The sequence below is a fragment of the Streptomyces sp. SS7 genome (assembly GCF_037993025.1).
In the GTDB taxonomy this organism is placed as follows: Bacteria; Actinomycetota; Actinomycetes; order Streptomycetales; family Streptomycetaceae; genus Streptomyces.
On sequence record NZ_CP141223.1, the window covers coordinates 294,281 to 313,437 of the forward strand.

Sequence of the window (19,157 nt, forward strand, 5' to 3'; positions counted from 1 at the left end):
ATGAAGGCCGCACGCCATGACGGTCGTCCTGGCCTTGGGCTTTCGTGAGGGGGTCTGTCCGAGGCTTGATCACAAACAGAGAAGTGCTCCTGAACTGGAACGACAGGACTTGTCGAGGGTCCAGATCGCGCCGTGGGAAGAAGCACTTCTCAGGTGAACAAGCGTATCGGGTCGTACCCGCGTGTCCGCGTTGAGGACAGCGGTCATCAAGTGCTGGATGTGGCGCTCGCGGTCGCCCTCGGCGGCGACTGCCTGACCGACATCGGCATGCTGCGGGCCGAGCCGGACGTGTTCGGGCCGGCGGCCCCGGACCCGACAGTCTTGGCAGGGCAGACGGCGCCGGATGCGACCGGTTCTGCGACCGTGGACCTGGACGGCGTCCTGGTTATCGCACACTCCGACAAGGAAGACACAGCTGCGACCCGGAAGAAGACCTTCGGCCACCACCCGCTCATGGCCTTCGTCGACCATGGCACGGGCGGGTCCGGCGAACCGGTGGCCGGTCTGCTCAGGCCCGGAAATGCGGGGAGCAACACCGCCGCCGATCACATCACGACCACCCAACTGACCCTGGCACAGCTGCCCAAGTCCCACCGGCGCGGGCGCCAGACGCTGATCCGCACCGACTCCGCGGGCGGCACCCACGAGTTCGTGGGCCTGGCTCGCGAAACACGGACGGTGACTGTCGTATTCGGTCGGCATGACCATCACCGACACCATTCACCAGGCCGTACTCAAGGTGCCGCTCGCGGCATGGACGCCCGCCGTCGAGCCCGACGGGGAGGTCCGCGACGGGGCCTGGGCCGCCGAACTCACCGGCGGCATGCTCGACGGCTGACCGAAGGGCATGAAGCTGATCGTCCGCAAGGAACGCCCGCACCCCGGCACCCAGTTGAGAATCACAGATGCCGACAGCATGCGGCTGACCTGCCTCGCGACCAACACCACGGGCGGCCAGCTCGCCGACCTCGAACTGCGCCACCGCCGCCGGGCCCGCTGCGAGGACCGGATCCGAAACGCCCGCGACACCGGCCTGCGCAGCCTCCCCCTGCACGACACCGCACAGAACCAGATCTCGCTGGAGATCATCTCCCTCGCACTCGACCTCCTCGCCTGGATGCCGATGCTCGCTCTCACCGGCGACACCCGCCGCTGGGAACCCAGGAGCTCCGCCTGCGCCTGTTCTCCGCCGCCGTCCAACTCGTGAACACCGACCGCCCCAACGACCTGCACCACTACACCGGGAACGTGGAACCCGGCGCCCACCCGACGCGACACTCGGGCGGCCACCCCGCCCCAGCCACAAAAAGACTGCACCTCACAAACACAGAGTCCCCGCCAGCACACCACCGAGGACTCATGAACGATCGAGGGTAACCTCAAAAACGAGACACCAGAACATTGAGAGTGTTGAGAACGAGCGAGGTACCGAGGGCGGGTTCATTGTCCATGAACTGGGGGTTGCTGTTACTCCAGGATCCGTCGGGACGTTGCAGTGAGCGCAAGTGGGAAGCCATCTCGTCGGCCCAGGAATGCTCGCGGCCGTCGGCGGTGAGCAGCGTCTTGATCTCCAATTCATGTAGGCATTCCGCCATGAGCCACAGGTATAGGTACAGGCCCGCCTGACTCGGGTCGCCATGTCGGTCGGGAACGATTTCCACCGTATCGCCGCGATCGACGAAATGAAAACCTCTGGAGGACTTTAGTCGGGTCGCGGGCACGCTAGAACCCTGCGTCTCGGGATCATCGGTGACCGTCAAGCCGGGATGCCCCTCAGGCCAGCGCGGTGACTGGTCAAAATCAAAGTTGAGTGCGTCGGCGTATCGCGCGTGTTCGCTGACGGTGTAGTATTGACGGATCCAGTCGAGAGTGACCGTCACCTCCGGTGACGAATGGGATATTCCCGCCCCGAGATAGATAAACATTCCCTGCAGGGTGGCGAGTCCGGTGGATATGATTGGGGTCAGGTTCTGACCCACCGCTTCCCGCGCCTCGGGCCGCCGCCGGAAGCGGTCCAGGGTTAGAAGCATTCCTCCATCGCCGGAAAGGCAGAACCTGTTGTCGGCGAGAAACTCCTGGACATCTGGACGATTGTTGATCAAGGGAGTGTTGTGACAGCAATGGACGTAGTCCACCATCTCCCTCCAGAGGGGGTCGCTGGGTGCGACCTCCGCGTACCGCAGAGCCGTCGCAGCAAACATGGTATCGGTTATCGAGGGTCCGCCCATGGTGACTTCTCGGTTCGGGTGGCTAGGGGTACCGAACACCCCTGTTCTCCCCGCACCGAAACCACCGCGGTGCATTCCCTCCTTCTCCTGGCACCCCCTCAAGTAATCGACCGCCTTGGCGATCTGGGCGGCGTATCGCTCCCTGTCTACGGCGCACAGTAGCCGCGTCCCCATACCGGTGGCCGCAGGACGGTACAGGCGTCGGCCGACTCCCTCACCGAATGCCCCATCCTCCAGCTGCTCGCCCGCCAGCCACTCGGCGGCCCGTTCGGTGGCCGCCCGATCAATGTTCAATAGTGCCAATCCGGACAACGCGGTGACGAAAACGCTCGGATCCGGCCCGCCGGCTTTAAGGCGCAACCCCCACGCTCCGGATGAGCCTTGATGCCTCAGCAGCCAGTCGCCAGCCCTTTTCCTCATCTCCAGGATTGACGCGGAACCCACTGAATTCACCCCATCTAGTGTCACTAATCGATTCCTTTGTCTTGTCGTTGTCGGTGAGGTTGGCGGACCTCGGTGTGAACTCAGCGGTCCAGGCGAACGGTTTCGCGCCGGTGTTCCAAGCGGTGACGTAGTTGTTGATCGCGCTGGCGAGACGGGTGACGGCGGTGAAGGCGCCGCGTCGCCGCATGGCTTGCCGGGCGGACCCTGAACCAGATCTCGACTTTTTCACCCAAACCGTGTAGAGCATCCCCGCTCGGGCCGTACTAGGTGACGAGCCGAATTTGGCGAGGCTCTACCGCCCCGTCCACCGTCGCTCAGATGTCTTGGACCCTGTCAAGAAGTGCTCGGGCGCGCTTTTCCATCCATTGCAATTCCGCACCCAGGAACTCTGTGCGTTCGCCCGCGAATGCGATACCGACGATGGCCACGACGTCTCCGTTCTCGTCGCGTACCGGTAGCGCCACGGCGGCCTGAGCATTCACCGCCCGCGCCCCCGGTCGGACAACACCGCTGTCATCCGTCTGGATATTGCAGGACTGCACCGCCACCCCCCGCTCCAGGGCCAGCCCCGCCATGCCCTTGCCCCGAGGCACAAACGCCGTAACCTCCCGTACCTTCGGCGGCAGGTTGACGGCGGCAGCCAGCGCAACGCCTTCGCCTTGGCGCACATGGACAGAGCCAGCCACGCCGTCGTACGTTCCGATGAATTCCCGGAGCCAACTCTCCACCTCAGTTTCATCTGTGATCATGGTGGCCTCCTTCTCCCTGTGCCTGGAAGGGCATATGCCGGCGATCGGTTCAGGAACTCGTTGAGTGGGCCGGTTCCCCAATGGCTTGTCCGGCTTGTTTGACCCGTTCGGCGAGTGAGCGGCTCGACCGCGTCACCGTCAGCCGCAGCCACAAGCTCCAGAACGGAATTCAGAGTTGCACAAGTAAAGCCGCAGTTCCAGGGGTTCCTTGAAGTTTCCAGATCTTATATCGGCCATTTCCGCACGATTCACCCCACGTGGCCGCCCCGCCTGAAGGGCATGCGAGAATCCTGAGATCTAAATTACGCCAAAAGAATGATTTTGAGCCATGCCCATATATCTGTCCACCCGTGACCCGGGAGGCGGCCTGTCCCTGTACGGCGTGGCCCTGCGGGACGCGATCCGGCGCCGGAGATCTTCCAGCAGCTCGTGCGCTGCGTCACTCGACCTCGTGGCCGATGCCCGCGTCGTCGTGAGGGGGTCTGTCCAAGGCTTGATCACAAACGCGAGAAGTGCTCCTGAACTGGAACGACAGGACTTGTCGAGGGTCCAGATCGCGCCGTGGGAAGAAGCACTTCTCAGGTGAACAAGCGTATCGGGTCGTACCCGCGTGTCCGCGTTGAGGACAGCGGTCATCAAGTGCTGGATGTGGCGCTCGCGGTCGCCCTCGGCGGCGACTGCCTGACCGACATCGGCATGCTGCGGGCCGAGCCGGACGTGTTCGGGCCACGGGCCCTGACCGTGTCCCGGGAACGGGAACGCGGCCCGCTGCTCGACGCGGCGGTGCGCGAGCCGGCCGACGGACTCCCCGGCGCACACGCGACCCCACCGACGACGGCCCCCACGACTGCCACGACTCCGAGAGGGACGCATGACGGACGCACACGACTGGGCGAGCGAGGCGGTCGCGGTACGGCGGTTCCAGGAGCGGCTCGGGCTGCCGGGACTCGTGGACGTGCACGTCCACTTCATGCCCGAGAACGTGCTGCGCAAGGTCTGGGACTACTTCGACGCGCTCGGCCCGCTGACCGGGGGTGTCGAGTGGCCCATCACCTACCGCGCCGAGGAGGCCGAACGCCTCGCCGTGCTCCGGGACTTCCGCGTCCGCGCCTTCACGTCGATGGTCTATCCGCACAAGGGCGAGATGGCGCGTTGGCTGAACGGCTGGGCCGCCGACTTCGCCCGCCGCACGCCCGGCTGCCTGCACACCTCGACCCTCTTCCCCGAGCCGGGCGTCGAGTCGTACGTCAGGGAGGCGGTCGAGTCGGGCGCACGCGTCTTCAAGGCCCACGTCCAGGTGGGGGCGTACGACCCGGCGGACGACCTCCTCGACCCCGCCTGGGGACTGCTCGCCGAGGCCGGCGTCCCCATCGTGATCCACTGCGGTTCGGGGCCCGCGCCGGGCAAGTACACCGGGCCCGAGCGGGTGGAGCGGGTCCTCGCCCGGCATCCCCGACTCCGGCTGGTCGTCGCGCACATGGGGATGCCCGAGTACGAGGACTTCCTGAGCCTCGCCGAGCGGTACCCGGAGGTCAGGCTGGACACCACGATGGCCTTCACCGACTTCGGGGACCGCTTCGCCCCGTTCCCCCAGGACGCCCTGGCCCGGCTCACCGATCTCGCCGACCGTGTCCTCCTCGGCAGCGACTTCCCCAACATCCCCTATCCGTACGTCCACCAGCTGGAGGCACTGGAACGCCTGGGGCTCGGCGACGCGTGGCTGCGGGCCGTCTGCCACGACAACGGGGCGCGCCTGTTCGGGCTGGAGTGAGCGCGGCCCTCCCGCCGCGACCGCCCGGCGGGCCCGCGGCGTTTGCTTGCTCCGACCGGGGATTGCGTGCTACTTCTCCGCCATGACCGCGTTTTCCCCGTTCACCCCCGACGCCGTCGACTGGCGCATCCTCGACGTCCTCCAGCGCGACGGCCGGGCCAGCTTCGCCGATCTGGCGCGGGCCGTCTCCATGTCGCCCAGCGCCGTCACCGAGCGGGTGCGCCGGCTGGAGGAGGCGGGGATCATCAGCGGGTACGCGGCGGTCGTGGACCCGGAGAAGGTCGGCCTGACGATCCTGGCGTTCGTACGGCTGCGCTACCCGAACGGCAACTACAAGCCCTTCCACGACCTGGTCGAGGCGATGCCGGAGATCCTGGAGGCCCACCACGTGACCGGCGACGACTGTTTCGTCCTCAAGGTCGCGGCACGCTCCATGCGCCACCTGGAAGAGGCCACCGGCCGCATCGGCACCCTGGGCTCCGTCACGACCAGTGTCGTGTACTCCTCCCCGCTGCCCCGGCGCCAGGTGGGCCACTGAGAGACGCGCCCGTACCGTCCCGTAAACCGTTGGAGGCCCGGATTCCCGCGCTCCTATAGTGACCGCCATGCGCACCGCCTACCCCCGAACACCGCATCTTCCCTGGTCACCCGGCGTCTCCGCCGACGATGTGCGGGCAGGGGGACTCGCGGGGTTCGTCGGGCGGGAGGTCGTCGTCACCGAGAAGCTCGACGGGGAGAACACCACGCTGTACGCGGACGGGCTGCACGCGCGGTCCGTGGATTCGGCGCACCATCCGTCGCGGGCGTGGGTCAAGGCGCTCCAGGGGCGGGTGGGGGCGCGGATACCGGCGGGCTGGCGGGTGTGCGGCGAGAACATGTACGCCCGCCACTCCCTGTCGTACGACAGCCTGGACGGCTACTTCTACGGCTTCTCCGTGTGGGACGCCCGCGACCGGTGTCTGGGCTGGGACGAGACCGTGCGGTTTCTGCGCGGGCTCGGGGTCCCGGTGCCGCCGGTGCTGTGGCGCGGGGTGTTCGACGAACGGGCGCTGCGGCGGCTGCGGGTGGCGACGGGACGGCAGGAGGGTTTCGTCGTACGGACCGTGGAGGGCTTCGCCCGGGCGGAGTTCGCCGGGCGGGTCGCCAAGTGGGTGCGGTCCGGGCACGTCACGACGGACACGCACTGGATGCACTCGGCGGTGGCGGCGAACGGCCTGGGCCCCACGGCACCGCTGTGGGCCGTACGGTCGGGGGCGGCACCGGACGCGGAGGCACTGGCCGTGTGTCTCGGCGAGGTCTGCCCGGGCGCGACGGCGCGCGGCGACGCACAGGCCGACCCGGGCGCGACCGCCCGCTCCGGTGCGGCCCCCGCCTTCGACGCGGTCGCCGCCGTCGAGGTGGCCGCCCGGCTGGACGGGCTCGGCCGGGGCGGCGACGCGCGGCTCGCGGGCGTGCTGGCCGCGCTGCTGCACCGCACCCCGCGGGCGAGGCTGCTGAGCGGGGCCGCCGGGGCGCTGGGGGTGCCGCTCGCTCGGCGGGTCGCCGACCTGGTGGGGCTGCACGGCGGTCCGCAGCGGCCCTACCCGGACGGGGAGCGGCGGGCGGGGCTGGTACGGATGTCGTTCGCGGCCGATCTCGGGGTGCTGCACGCGGTCGCGGGGACGGTCGCCGGGGACGACGAGGCGCGCGAGCAGGTCGAGTGGTCGGCGCTGCACGCCCAGGAGGCCGGGCTGTTCGGTGAGGCGCCGCTCGGGGCGCTGCGGTCGGGACTGCGCGACGCGCTGGAGTCCGACGGGATCGGCGGCGCGGCGGCGGACCGCTGCTGGGCGGAGACACGGGAGGCGTACGCGCGGGGGCGGGTCGGCACGGTGGCGGAGGCCGTCGCGGCGACCTGGCGCTGGCGGGGCGGGGAGTCGCCCCGGCTGGTGCAGCTCGTGGGGCCGTCCGGAAGCGGCAAGAGCGCCTTCGCCGCACGGCTGGAGGGCGTCTCGGCGTACGTCTCGCTGGACGGGCTGCGGGAGGCCCGCGGCGGCCGGGCCGACCAGAAGGCCAACGGGGAGGTGCTGCGGGAGGGCCTGGACCGGCTGGACCGGGCGCTCGCGGAGGGCGCCGGGCGGGTGGTGGTGTGGGACGCCACCTCGCTCAACCCGCACCAGCGCTCCCTGGTGCACGCGGTGGCCCGCCGACGCGACGCGCTGGTCACCCACGCCGTGCTGGTCACGGCCGAGGACGAGCTGCTACGACGCAACGCCGGGCGCGCGCATCCGGTACCGGCCGGGGTGCTGGCGGGGCAGCTGCGCCGGTTCGTGCCGCCGTACCCCGGCCAGGCGCACCGGACCTGGTACGTCGGCGCGGACGGGACCGTACAGGACCGTGACGGCACACTGGAGGGGGAGGACGCCTGATGCGTACCAGCGAGGAGATCTACCACCGGGTGCGCTGGGATCCGCGGTTCGACCCCGCGCGGTTCGTGCTCGGCATCAACCAGCGCCAGGCCGCGCCGAAGCGGGTGCCGCTGCCGGCGTTCGTGCCGGGCGGCGAGATCCCCTGGCACCGGGTGCTGTTCGTGGAGGCGGACGGCGAGCTGGTGTGGGACCGCGCCACCGGGGTGGACCGTATCGACACCTCCGGCGCCGGCCGGGTGCGCGAGGCGCGCCGGCTGCGGGCGCCCTTCTTCACGGCGCGCACCCCGCACGCCTGGGACGCGACGGCCGGACGCTGGCGGCCCGCGCCACCGCCCCAGCCGTCCCCGTCGTCCCGGCTGTCCCCGCCGTCGGTGCGGGACACGGGGCACGACCGGGTGCGGATCGTCACCTGGAACACGCTCTGGGACCGCTACGACAGCCACCGCATCGACACCGCCCGGCGCCGCCCGCTGCTGCTCGAGGCGCTGGAGCGCGCCGACGCCGACGTCATCGCCCTCCAGGAGGTCGAGGCGGAGCTGCTGGCCATGCTGCTGGACGCGGACTGGGCCCGGGCGGGCTGCACGCTGGCCACCGACCCCTACGGGAAGGACGTCGACGACTGCGGTCTGCTGCTGCTCAGCCGGCTGCCCGTGCGGGAGGGGGCCGTGCACGTCCTCGGGCACCACAAGGCCGTCACCGCCCTCGTCGTGGACACCGCGTCGGGTCCGCTGACCGTGGCCGCCACCCATCTCACGAGCGACCACTCCGAGGACGGGCCGGCCCGGCGCGCCACCGAGCTGACCCGGCTGGCCGAGGGGCTCTCGGGTGTGACGGGCGGTCTGGTGCTGGTCGGCGACTTCAACGACGGCGGGCCCGGCCCGGCGCGCACCCTCGGCATGCTCGACGCCTGGACCGAGACCCACGGCCCGGGCGACGACTCCCCCACCTTCGACCCCGGGGTGAACCCGCTGGCCGCGGTCTCCTCGCTCAGCGGCCGGGCCTCCCGCCTCGACCGGGTCTTCGTCCGCGCCGCCGACGGCCCGCGCGTGACCGGCGCCGCACTGCTCGGTGACACGCCCACCCCGCAGGGGCTGTACGTCTCCGACCACTACGGGGTCGCCGCCGACCTGTACTGCGGCACCGGTGCGCCCGTCGACGTGCTCGACCTCGCGCCGACGCCCCGCACGGCGCTCGCCTGGGTGCCGCCGCGTGACCTGTGGCCCGCGATCCAGGACGTGCGCCGCGACCACGACGTGCAGATCCGGCGCTGGCCGCCGCACGTCAACGTGCTGTTCGGGTTCGTCCCCGAGGCGGAGTTCGAGCGGGCGGCGCCGCTGCTGGCCACGGCCGCCGCGCAGGTCCAGCCGTTCACGGCCCGGCTCGACGGGCTGCACACCTTCGGGCACCGGCACGGCGCCACGGTGTGGCTGGACCCGGCCGCGGCCGACGAGACGCCGTGGGCGGAGCTGTGGCAGGCCCTCGTACGGCGCTTCCCGCGGTGCCGGGGGCGCCATGAGGGGTTCACCCCGCATCTGAGCCTCGGCCGGACCGGTGACCCGCACGCGGTCGAGGTCGACTGCGCGGCCCGGCTCTCGCCCATGACGGCGCGGGTCGGCGAACTGGTCCTGCTCTCCCGGCGCGGCGACGAACCGATGCGGCCGCGGGCCACGGTCGCGCTCGGCACCGGCGAGGTGCGCTGGCTGCCCGAACCCGCCGTCGGCCGCCCCGACCGGGACTGGGCGGACTGGGCCGGCCCCGCCCCCGGGCGGGAGGTCCGGCCCGACGCGGACGGGGCGGCGGCGGCCGAGCGGGTCGTACGGTGCCTGACGGACGCGTTCGCCGAGGGCGCCGTCGAGGTGGCCGGGTCCCGGCGTATGGGCTGCGCCCTCGCGGGCGCCGACCTCGACGTGGTGGCCGCGCTGCCGGGGACGGTCGACCTCACGGTCGTACGGGAGCGGGTCACGGAGGCGCTGCCGGACGCGGCGCGGGTGCGGGAGGTCGTCGGCGCGCGGGTGCCGGGGCTGCGGCTGCGGGCCGAGGGGCTCGACGTGGACCTGGTGGTCGTGGGCACGGGGCCGGTGCCGCCCCGGGAGGCGGTGGCGCGGCGGGCGGAGCTGGGCGAGGCCGCCGCGGTCGCGCTGAGCGCGGTGTCCGACGCCGACGCGGTCCTGGCGGCGGTCGGCGCGGGGGGTGCGCCGGGGTTCGCGTCGCTGGCGCGCGTCGTGAAGGCGTGGGCACGGGCGCGCGGGCTGGACTCCGCCCCGTTCGGCGGGCTGCCCGGGGTGGCGTGGGCGGTGCTCGCGGCCCGCACGGTCCGGGAGGCACCGGACGGCGCGGACGACGCCGAGCTGCTGCGGCGGTTCTTCGGTACCTGGGCCGCGTGGGACTGGCGGGAGCCGATCGCCCTCACCGGGGAGGACCCGGCGGCCGACGACGGCGCCGCCCTGACGGTGCTGACCCCCGGCGCGCCGGTGCGCTCCTGCACCGGACAGGTCGGGGCCGGTACGGCGGACCTTTTGAGCCAGGAGCTGTACCGGGCCTGGGACCTCGCGGAGACGGCGGCCGGGTCCGGGACGGATCCCCGGCCGGTGCTCCTGTCCCCGCCGCCCCTGCACCGGCGCCACGCGTCCTGGGCGGTGGTGACGGTCCGCGCCCGCCGCCCGGAGGAATTCGACGAGCTGAACGGGCGGGTACGGGGGCGGATGCGGGCGCTGCTCACGGCGCTGGCGGAGTCGGGCGTGGCGGAGGCGCACGCCTGGCCGCGGACGCTGCTCGACGACCCGGCGGCCGCGCGGTACGCGATCGGGCTCGGGCGCACCTCGCCGCGTGCCGGGGAGCGGCTCGCGAGCGTCGCCGACCGCTGGCTCACGGGCCTGCCCGGGGTCGAGTGGGAGTGCGTCGAGGGCGGGGCGGTCCCCACACCGAAGTGATCAGAATACGCACATGTGTGCGGTGATTCCCGAGATGTCCCCACGGCGGATTTTCGCCAGTAGGGTGGCGGGCGAATCCACGGCAGCCGGTACGACGTCGGGCTGCCGCATGCCGTCAGGGGGGCAGAGTCATACGGGTGCTCGCGGAGAGATACGAACTGGTCGAGGCCGTGGGGCGCGGGGGCATGGGAGAGGTCTGGCGCGCCACGGACCGCGAGCTCGGCCGGACGGTGGCGGTCAAGGTCCTGCCGCCGGACCTCACCCGCCACGAGGAGTTCCGGGTCCGGTTCCGCCGGGAGGCGCGCACGGTCGCCTCGCTCAACCACCGCAACGTCGCCGTGCTGCACGACGTCGGGGAGGACACCACGGACGGCGGGACGACGCCGTTCCTGGTGATGGAGTTCATCGAGGGGCGCACCCTGACCGACGCGCTCGCCGAGGGGCCGTTCACGGTCGAACGGGCGCTGGCCGTCGGCAGGGACATCGCCGACGCCCTCGCCCACAGCCACGGCCAGGGCCTCATCCACCGGGACATCAAGCCGTCCAACGTCATGCTGACGTCCGGCGGTGACATCAAGGTCCTGGACTTCGGGATCGCCAAGGTCGTCGCGGAGACCACGACCCGGCTCACGGCCACGGGCATGACGGTCGGCACCCCCGCCTACCTCTCCCCCGAACAGCTCACGGGGCGGGCGGTGGACGGCCGTTCCGACCAGTACTCCACGGGCTGTCTGCTGTACGAACTGCTGACCGGCCGCCCGCCGTTCGTCGGCGACTCGCCGTTCGCGGTGATGCACCAGCACATCAGCCAGGAGCCGCTGGTGCCGTCCCGGCTGCGTCCGCAGATCCCGGCCCGTGTCGACGCGCTCGTGCTGCGCACCCTGGCCAAGGACCGCGAGGAGCGGCTCGGCAGCGCGGCGGAGCTGCGGGAGGCGCTGGCGGAGACCCTCGCCGCGCTGGGCGCGCCGGTGGCGGCTCCCACCCGTCAGCGCGCCGCCTCGGCCCCGGTCACGCCGACCGCGCCGCCCGCCCCCACCGTCCCGCCCGCCCGCACGGCCGCCGAACCCCCGGCGGGACCGGGGCACACGACCCTGGCCGAGCAGGAGACCCGCACCACGCCCACACCGCCGAGGCCGTCCGGCCCGCCGCCGGGCGAGCGGCCCGGCCCGGCCGCCTCCGACAGCACCTCGTCCCCCGCCCGGCGCCTCTCCGCCGGCGCCGGACGGCTCGTCGCCCTGCTGGGCCTCGTCGCCTCCGGTGTCGTCACCCTCAGCTACCAGGACCTGTACGACGACTCCCTCGAACCGCTGATCGGCGTGTGGGCGGCCACCGCCGTGCTGGGGCTCGCGCTGTTCCGCTGGTTCCCCCTCGCCGCGACCTGCCTGTGGTGGGGCGCCGGGGCCCTGGCCGTCGCGAGCGTCACGGCGGGCGGCATGGACCGGGGCGCCGACTACTCCTCCGGGTACGGCTCGCTCTACTACTACGACTCCTACAGCAGCGAGTACTACAGCGCGTCCTACGACGGGATCGACCGCGTGGAGATCTTCGCGGCGCCGCTGCTCGCCCTCGCCGTGCTCTGTCTGGTCCGCGCCCTGCGCCCCCGCGCCCCCTCCCCGCTCGCGGCGGCCTGCGCGCTGACCCTGGGCGGTACGGGGGTGGGCTGGCTGGCCTTCGACGACGAGGGCCAGACCGGGGTGTTCTCGGTCGCCTGGGGCCTGATCGTACTCGCCGCCGTCCTCCTGGAACTCCGCGCGGCCCGCCGCAAGGCCCCGCGCCGCCGACTGCGCTTCGTGACGGCCGACCAGTGAACCTGGGGGCGTGTCCGCAAGGTCCCGTCGTCCGCCCGCCGGGCCGCCGGGGCGGACGGACGTAGGGACCTGCCGGGGATCGCCGTCCGCCGGGCCGGCCGCCGCGTCGCCTTCCGGGACCGCGTGACGCCCACCGAGGCGGGCCGTGTCTTCAGCGGCACCGGGGCGCGCCCGTGAACTGCGCGGCGACCGTCGAGGCCGACGGGAGACGGCCGAGCCGTGACGCCGGCGCCCGGCGCGGAGGGCGTCGGGTCGCGCGCGTGCCCATGCCTCCGGCGCGACGCGAAGGCCCTGTACAAGAGGCCCGGGCCACCGGGGTGCCCCGCCACGACCGCGACCGATGCCGGTGCACCCGTCCGCCCCCGCCCCCGCTTACGACGCCCGGCGGCGGGACCGGCTCGCGCAGAGGGCCGCGACGGCGACCGACACGGCGACGATCCCGGCCGGCGCCAGGGCGAGCGACGGCCCGTGCGGGCCGCGCTCCCCGGCCAGGGCCGGCTGCAGCACCGCGGTGGCCGCCGCCGCGCACAGCCCGCCGCCGAGGAGCCCGGCGACGAGGCGCGGTCGCCGCCCGGGGCCGGCGGGAGCCGGGGCCGCGCGCAGTTCCGCCCAGTCCTGCGCGGTCTGCCGTGCCTCGCGCCGCCGCTGGACGAGCGCACGGCACCACAGGACCGCCGTGACGGCCGCGCCGGTGACCGCCGCGGCGACGGGCACCCACCAGGCCTCCGCCAGGAACAGCAGCAGGGCGATGACCCCGGTCGTGCTCCAGCCGCTCAGACAGGCGGCCGCGGCGGTGCGGCGGGAGTCGGTGCGGTCGGCGCCGGCCCGCAGGTCGACGAGGGCCGGCAGGTACCAGGTACAGCCGGACACGGTCACCATCGCGGCGCCGAGAGCGGCGACGGGCTGGACCACGGCCTAGATCTCCGCCTCGAGCGCGGCGATCTCCGGGTGGTGCAGGTCGAAGGCGGGCGACTCGCTGCGGATACGGGGCAGGGCGGTGAAGTTGTGGCGCGGCGGCGGGCAGGAGGTGGCCCACTCCAGGGAGCGGCCGTAGCCCCAGGGGTCGTCCGCGGTGACCGGCTTGCCGTACTTGGCGGTCTTCCAGACGTTGTAGAGGAACGGCAGGATCGACAGGCCGAGCAGGAACGCCCCGAGGGTGGACAGGGTGTTGAGGGCGGTGAAGCCGTCGGCGGCCAGGTAGTCGGCGTACCGGCGGGGCATGCCCTCCGCGCCGAGCCAGTGCTGGACCAGGAAGGTGAGGTGGAAGCCGACCGTGAGCGTCCAGAAGGTGATCTTGCCGAGGCGTTCGTCGAGCATCCTGCCGGTGAACTTGGGCCACCAGAAGTGGAAGCCGGCGAACATGGCGTACACGACCGTACCGAAGACGGTGTAGTGGAAGTGGGCGACGACGAAGTACGAGTCGGAGAGGTGGAAGTCCATCGGGGGTGCCGCGAGGATCACTCCGGTGAGGCCGCCGAAGACGAACGTGACCAGGAAGCCCGTGGTCCACAGCATCGGTGTCTCGAAGGACAGCGAGCCCTTCCACATGGTGCCGATCCAGTTGAAGAACTTCACACCGGTCGGGACGGCGATGAGGAACGTCATGAAGGAGAAGAACGGCAGCAGCACCCCACCGGTGACGTACATGTGGTGGGCCCACACGGTCACGGACAGACCGGCGATCGCGATCGTCGCGGCGACGAGCCCCATGTAGCCGAACATCGGCTTGCGGCTGAAGACGGGGATCACCTCGGAGACGATCCCGAAGAACGGCAGAGCCAGGATGTAGACCTCGGGATGGCCGAAGAACCAGAACAGGTGCTGCCAGAGCAGGGCGCCGCCGTTCGCCGCGTCGAAGACGTGGCTGCCGAACTTGCGGTCGCACTCCAGCGCGAACAGGGCCGCCGCGAGCACGGGGAACACGATCAGCACCAGGACGCCGGTCAGCAGCACGTTCCAGGTGAAGATCGGCATGCGGAACATGGTCATGCCGGGGGCGCGCATACAGATGATCGTGGTGATGAAGTTGACGGCGCCGGCGATCGACCCGAACCCGGACAGCGCCACGCCCATGATCCACAGGTCGGCGCCGAGGCCCGGGGAGTGCACGGAGTCCGACAGCGGCGCATAGAGGAACCAGCCGAAGGACGCCGCCCCGCCCGGTGTGAGGAAGCCGAAGGCGGCGATCGACGAACCGAACAGGAAGAGCCAGAAGGCGAGCATGTTCAGCCGGGGGAAGGCGACGTCCGGGGCGCCGATCTGGAGCGGCATGATCCAGTTGGCGAACCCGGTGAACAGCGGCATCGCGAACATCAGCAGCATGATCGAGCCGTGCATCGTGAACGCCTGGTTGAACTGTTCGTTCGACATCAACTGGAGCCCGGGCCTGGCCAGTTCGGCCCGCATCAACAGCGCCAGGACACCTCCGACAAGGAAGAACACGAACGCGCTGACCAGATACAGCGTGCCGATCCTCTTGTGGTCGGTGGTCGTCAGCCACTCCACCCAGGAGGGCCCGGCGGGGGCCCCCGCGGCGCTCCCCGGCGCGATCTCCACCAGTTCCGTACGTGCCTCGTCCACCGGTGCGTGTCCTCCCCTTGGTCGTCTGACGGCTCGGCTTCTCGCCGAGCCAAGATCACCGCAGGTGAGGAAGACGCCGGTAGGGTCGAACGGCCCCGGCTGGTCCCGGACCCCGGGGCCCGAAGGTCCCGCCCGGCCCGGGTCGGGACCCGGCCGTCACCGCCGTACCGGCGGCACGCGCAGGGTGGTGCGGCTCGCGCCGGCCGGCCAGAGCACCTCGACCTCGACGCCTCGGGCGCGGGCGTAGGCCACCAGGTGCGCGGTGGCGTCCCGGCCGTCGGAGGGCGAGCCGTCCCACACGGCCACCAGGCGCCGGCAGCCCGCGACGATCTCCTCGTCGGCGCCGACGCACGCGTCGCGGTCGCCGGGGTCGTACGTCAGCAGTCGTACCTCCCGGGCGAGCAGCAGCAGTTCCCCGGTCGGCACCCGGTCCCGCTCGGGCAGCGGGGCGGGCACCATACCGATCGTGGGGATCACCACGACCAGGTCCCGCCCCGCCACGCGCAGCGCCCGCGCGAAGGCCAGCGGGGCTCCTCCCCCGGCGCGCACCACTCCCGGTCCGCCGTCGGGCTCCCCCCGCAGCCGCGCCACCAGTTCGGCCTCGATCAGCCCGAGGCTCTCCGGGGTGACGTCGGCGTGGCCCACCACCGCGATCATCCACCGCTCCTTCCGTTCGGTCCACGCGATCAGTGAAGTCAGGGCCCTGCGGGCCTGGCTAGAGTCGAACGGCCCTGACCGGGAGCGTGCGGCGCGGCGGGCCGGGGGTGGGCACGGGTGCCGCCGGACACGGCGGTTGCCACGGTTCCGGATATGGTGTTTTCGTATGACATGTTGCCCAGGGTGAGGTCATGCGGTGGATGCTCCCCGGAGGACGGGCCAGGTACCGGGACGGCCCTTGGAGGCGGTCGGGTACGCGGGTGTGCTGCGCGAGCTGCTGCCGATCGCGCTGTGGCGGGAGGACGCGGACGGCCGGATCGTGGAGTGGTCCCTCGCCGCGCAGGACCTGCTGGGGTACCGGGCCGAGGACGTGCTCGACCGGCCCGCGTCGGCGCTGCTGGTGCCCGAGGGCAACCGTGAGCTGGCCGACGAGCTGACGTACCGGGTGCACAGCGGGGAGACGGTCGTCGGGACCCTGTCCGTGCGCCATCGCGACGGCCATCAGGTCACGATGGAGATGTGGATCGTCCCGGCCGCCGGTCCGGACGGGCGGGCCGGGGCGATGCTGATCGCCGTCGAGACCTCCCAGGTCCTCAGGATGCGGGACTCGCTGGCGGCCTTGGAGAGCCTGTTCCGCCAGTCGCCGATCGGCCTGGCCACGCTCGGCACCGATCTGCGCTTCCTGCGGGTCAACGACGCGCTCGCCCGGATGAACGGCGTCTCCCCCGCCGAGCACGTGGGCAAGCGGCTCACGGAGGTCGTGCCCGGGGTCAACGCGCTGGCCCTGGAGTCGACGATGCAGGAGGTGCTCGACCGGGGCACGGCCGTCGTCGACGTCCGCCGCAGCGGCCGCACCTCGGCCGACCCGCACCGGGAGCGGACCTGGTCGTGCTCCTACGCCCCACTGCTCGACGGCGCGGGCCGCACCCTGGGGCTGATCGCGTCCCTCATCGACATCACCGAGAGCCAGCAGGCCGAGCGCGACGCGGAACGCGCCCGGCGCCGCTTCGCGCTGCTGGCGGAGGCCGGCACCAGGATCGGCACCACCCTGGACCTGCAGCAGACGTCCGAGGAGATCGTCCGGATGCTGGTGCCCCGGCTCGCCGACTCCGCCGACGTACAGCTCCTGGAGGAGGTGATGGCGCCCGACGAGCCCACCGACGCCGTGCACGGGGTGGTCCGCCGCATGGCCGCCCTGTTCGCCGACCCCGCAGCGCCCCGGGCGAAACTGCGCCCCGGCCTGACGTCCCGGCTGGAGCAGGGCTCCCTGTACGAGCGGGTCATCACCGAGGGCCGCCCCACCAACCTGTACCGGCCGGACGTCCGGGCCCTGGTCACCGACCCCCGCGCCGACGAACTGCGCGCCTATCTGATGAGTCTGGGCTCGGCGCGGCTGGTCCCGCTGGTGGCCCGGGGCAAGGCGCTGGGCGCGGTCGTGGTGACCCGGCTGCGCAGCCGGGAACCCTTCGACGAGCAGGACTGCGTGCTCATCGACGAACTGGCCGCGCGTGCCGCCCTGAACATCGACAACGCGCTGATGTACACCCGGCAGCGGGCGGCGGCCCTCACCCTCCAGCGCAGCCTGACGAACAGCACGCTCCCGGACGTGCCCGGGCTCGACCTCACCGGCCGGTACCTGCCCGCCAGTGAGCACGACGTCGGCGGTGACTGGTACGACGTGATCGCGCTGCCGGACGACCGGACCGGGCTGGTCATCGGTGACGTGATGGGCCACGGCATCCATGCGGCGGCGGTGATGGGCCAGCTCCGCGCGGCGGTGCGGTCACTGGCCCGGCACGGCATCCGTCCGGCCCGGATGCTGCGCTCGCTGGACGCCGTGGTGGCCGACATGGGCGAGGACCAGATGGCGACCTGCGTCTACGCCGTGCACGACCCGGCGGCCGGCGGCTGCCTGATCGCCCGGGCCGGCCATCCGCCGCCGGCCGTGGTGACCCCGGACGGCGCGATCACCTTCCTGGACGGCTCCCCGGGCACCCCGCTGGGCACCGGAGGGCGGCGGTTCGCGACCGAGGAGGTCCCGCTGCCGCCCGGCAGCCTGCTGGTGCTCTACACCGACGGGCTGATCGAGGCCCGCGGCAGCGACCTCGACCAGGGCCTGGACCGCCTCGCCGGAGCCCTGCGGCGCCCCGCGCCGTCCCTGGCCGCGCTCTGCGACGGCGTCCTCGAACAGATGCTGCCGCTCCCCGCCCAGGACGACGTCGCGGTGCTGATGGCCCGCCCGCAGTGACCCGGGGGCCTCCGCGTCGGCGGGGGCGTGTGATGCTGGCGGCATGACCGATCAGCACGAGATCGCCGTCGTCCGCTGGACGGGGCAGGACCACTCTCCCGACGGCGGGCTCTCCGGGCTGCTGGCCGCCTACCACCTGCGGACCCAGGAGGAGAAGGGCGAGGGTGTCGAGCGGGTGGAGGAGCTGCCGGAGCGCTACCGGGCAGAGGTCCGCGATCCCCTCGGCGCGTTCGGGCGGGACGTGGTGCTGGTCGCGGTGAGCGGGGGCGCCGCCGTGGGCTGTGTGGTGGTGACCGGGGCGGTGGGCGGGCGGTGCGAGGTGAAACGGCTGTGGACACGGCCCGCGCAGCGCGGCCGAGGGGTCGCCTCCGCGCTGATCGGGGCCGCGCTGGCGCAGGCCGGGCGGAGCGGCGTGCGCACCGTGGGGCTGTCGGTGTGGCGGTGGCGGACGGGCGCGATCGCGCTGTACGAGCGGCTCGGCTTCACCGTCGTCCCCCCGTGGGACGGCCGGGAGGGGCTGGTGTGCATGGAGCGCGCCCTGTGACGGGTACCGCCCCCGCGCGGTGACCTGTACGGCCCACCGCTGTCTCCCTCCCGAGTGGTCCCGGTGGCGGAACTCGCCGCGGCACGGGTGTCTGGACCCAAGAGGTGTGCGGAGAGAGCGGGAGACCATGGAGCACAAGCGCGAGCGCCTCGGGACACCGCGGGCCGCCGGGATCGCCGGTGTCGTGTTCGCGGTCCTGCTGGGCGTGGCGATCGTCCTGCTGCGGACCGCCCTGCCCGGCGGGGCCGACGGGCACCACATCACGGTCGACGCGGCGCAGCGCAGGTCCGTGCAGACGGCGCTGGGCCTGCTGCCGTACGCCGGGATCGCGTTCCTGTGGTTCATGGGAGCCCTGCGTGAGCAGGCCGGGGACGCGGAGGACCGGTTCGTGTCCACGGTGTTCCTCGGCAGCGGCCTGATCTTCGTCGCCACCCTGTTCGGGTGCGCCGCGGCGGCGGTGACCGTGCTGGACGAGAACCAGCAGGACGCCCCCTTCGGCCGCCACTACGCGTACACCCTGCTGACCACGTACTCGATGCGGATGGCGGCGGTGTTCATGCTGACGACCTCGACCATCGGCCGCCGGCTCGGCGTCCTGCCGCGTCCCCTGGTGCTCCTGGGGTTCGCCGCGGGTCTGACGCTGTTGCTGGTGGGGGCGCGGCTGCCCTGGTCCGAGCTGGTCTTCCCGGTCTGGGCGCTGATCGTCAGCCTGGACATCCTGCGGGGCGGGCGTGCCTCGGCGGCGGGGCGGCGGGCCGCCTCGGCGTGAGCGGGCCGGCCACCGGCCTCACCC

13 protein-coding genes and 2 pseudogenes are annotated in these 19,157 nt (G+C 72.3%); 10 read left to right on the forward strand and 5 right to left on the reverse strand.

Going from position 1 to position 19,157, the window contains the following annotated elements; genetic code table 11:
- Positions 1-153: 153 nt before the first annotated feature.
- A pseudogene (locus U5640_RS01380) lies at positions 154-1,218 on the forward strand (IS1380 family transposase); the annotation flags it as partial.
- A gap of 161 nt (positions 1,219-1,379) precedes the next feature.
- Here the strand turns inward: U5640_RS01380 and U5640_RS01385 are convergent.
- Positions 1,380-2,681, reverse strand: a complete 1,302-nt coding sequence (locus U5640_RS01385; protein ID WP_340373954.1) for a prenyltransferase/squalene oxidase repeat-containing protein — start codon at positions 2,679-2,681, stop codon at positions 1,380-1,382.
- 305 nt (positions 2,682-2,986) lie between these two features.
- The gene (locus tag U5640_RS01390) at positions 2,987-3,421 is read right to left on the reverse strand and encodes a GAF domain-containing protein (RefSeq protein ID WP_340373955.1); all 435 of its coding nucleotides are present in this window, start codon (positions 3,419-3,421) and stop codon (positions 2,987-2,989) included.
- Between the two features lie 582 nt (positions 3,422-4,003).
- Between U5640_RS01390 and U5640_RS01395 the strand changes: the two are divergent.
- From U5640_RS01395 to U5640_RS01420, 6 genes and pseudogenes are all read left to right on the forward strand, one after another.
- Positions 4,004-4,171 (forward strand): annotated as a pseudogene (locus U5640_RS01395) (IS1380 family transposase); the annotation flags it as partial.
- Between the two features lie 121 nt (positions 4,172-4,292).
- The gene (locus U5640_RS01400) at positions 4,293-5,192 is read left to right on the forward strand and encodes an amidohydrolase family protein (protein ID WP_340373956.1); all 900 of its coding nucleotides are present in this window, start codon (positions 4,293-4,295) and stop codon (positions 5,190-5,192) included.
- An 82-nt stretch (positions 5,193-5,274) separates the two neighbouring features.
- The gene (locus tag U5640_RS01405) at positions 5,275-5,730 is read left to right on the forward strand and encodes an Lrp/AsnC family transcriptional regulator (RefSeq protein WP_340373957.1); all 456 of its coding nucleotides are present in this window, start codon (positions 5,275-5,277) and stop codon (positions 5,728-5,730) included.
- Between the two features lie 67 nt (positions 5,731-5,797).
- On the forward strand, positions 5,798-7,597 hold the full coding sequence (locus U5640_RS01410) for an RNA ligase family protein (protein ID WP_340373958.1): 1,800 nt from the start codon (positions 5,798-5,800) through the stop codon (positions 7,595-7,597).
- Positions 7,597-10,527, forward strand: a complete 2,931-nt coding sequence (locus U5640_RS01415) for a poly(A) polymerase (protein ID WP_340373959.1) — start codon at positions 7,597-7,599, stop codon at positions 10,525-10,527. Before U5640_RS01410 ends, U5640_RS01415 begins: the two co-directional genes overlap by 1 nt.
- A gap of 137 nt (positions 10,528-10,664) precedes the next feature.
- Positions 10,665-12,335, forward strand: a complete 1,671-nt coding sequence (locus U5640_RS01420) for a protein kinase (protein WP_340373960.1) — start codon at positions 10,665-10,667, stop codon at positions 12,333-12,335.
- Positions 12,336-12,707: 372 nt separating this feature from the next.
- On the opposite strand, the gene U5640_RS01425 is transcribed toward U5640_RS01420, so the two are convergent.
- The 3 genes from U5640_RS01425 to U5640_RS01435 all read right to left on the reverse strand — a co-directional run bounded on the left by U5640_RS01425 (position 12,708) and on the right by U5640_RS01435 (position 15,572).
- Positions 12,708-13,247: a hypothetical protein gene (locus U5640_RS01425; protein ID WP_340373961.1), complete on the reverse strand. Its 540-nt coding sequence runs from the start codon at positions 13,245-13,247 to the stop codon at positions 12,708-12,710.
- Positions 13,248-13,250: 3 nt separating this feature from the next.
- Positions 13,251-14,891, reverse strand: coding sequence for a cytochrome c oxidase subunit I (gene ctaD, locus U5640_RS01430; protein WP_340384862.1), 1,641 nt, complete (start codon positions 14,889-14,891; stop codon positions 13,251-13,253).
- Between the two features lie 180 nt (positions 14,892-15,071).
- On the reverse strand, positions 15,072-15,572 hold the full coding sequence (locus U5640_RS01435; protein ID WP_340373962.1) for a hypothetical protein: 501 nt from the start codon (positions 15,570-15,572) through the stop codon (positions 15,072-15,074).
- 238 nt (positions 15,573-15,810) lie between these two features.
- Between U5640_RS01435 and U5640_RS01440 the strand changes: the two genes are divergently transcribed.
- The 3 genes from U5640_RS01440 to U5640_RS01450 all read left to right on the forward strand — a co-directional run bounded on the left by U5640_RS01440 (position 15,811) and on the right by U5640_RS01450 (position 19,133).
- Positions 15,811-17,820 carry a SpoIIE family protein phosphatase gene (locus U5640_RS01440; protein ID WP_340373963.1) on the forward strand — a complete coding sequence of 670 codons (2,010 nt, stop codon included), beginning with the start codon at positions 15,811-15,813 and terminating at the stop codon, positions 17,818-17,820.
- 43 nt (positions 17,821-17,863) lie between these two features.
- On the forward strand, positions 17,864-18,364 hold the full coding sequence (locus U5640_RS01445; protein WP_340373964.1) for a GNAT family N-acetyltransferase: 501 nt from the start codon (positions 17,864-17,866) through the stop codon (positions 18,362-18,364).
- A gap of 127 nt (positions 18,365-18,491) precedes the next feature.
- Positions 18,492-19,133, forward strand: coding sequence for a hypothetical protein (locus tag U5640_RS01450; protein WP_340373965.1), 642 nt, complete (start codon positions 18,492-18,494; stop codon positions 19,131-19,133).
- The last annotated feature ends 24 nt before the right edge of the window (positions 19,134-19,157 follow it).

Excerpts from the sequence above, each read along its gene's own strand:
- U5640_RS01445 (WP_340373964.1), top strand. The coding sequence starts at position 17,864 with ATGACCGATCAGCACGAGATCGCCGTCGTCCGCTGGACGGGGCAGGAC.
- U5640_RS01400 (WP_340373956.1), top strand. The coding sequence starts at position 4,293 with ATGACGGACGCACACGACTGGGCGAGCGAGGCGGTCGCGGTACGGCGG.
- U5640_RS01450 (WP_340373965.1), top strand. The coding sequence starts at position 18,492 with ATGGAGCACAAGCGCGAGCGCCTCGGGACACCGCGGGCCGCCGGGATC.
- U5640_RS01410 (WP_340373958.1), top strand. The coding sequence starts at position 5,798 with ATGCGCACCGCCTACCCCCGAACACCGCATCTTCCCTGGTCACCCGGC.
- U5640_RS01435 (WP_340373962.1), bottom strand. The coding sequence starts at position 15,572 with ATGATCGCGGTGGTGGGCCACGCCGACGTCACCCCGGAGAGCCTCGGG.
- U5640_RS01405 (WP_340373957.1), top strand. The coding sequence starts at position 5,275 with ATGACCGCGTTTTCCCCGTTCACCCCCGACGCCGTCGACTGGCGCATC.
- U5640_RS01390 (WP_340373955.1), bottom strand. The coding sequence starts at position 3,421 with ATGATCACAGATGAAACTGAGGTGGAGAGTTGGCTCCGGGAATTCATC.
- U5640_RS01415 (WP_340373959.1), top strand. The coding sequence starts at position 7,597 with ATGCGTACCAGCGAGGAGATCTACCACCGGGTGCGCTGGGATCCGCGG.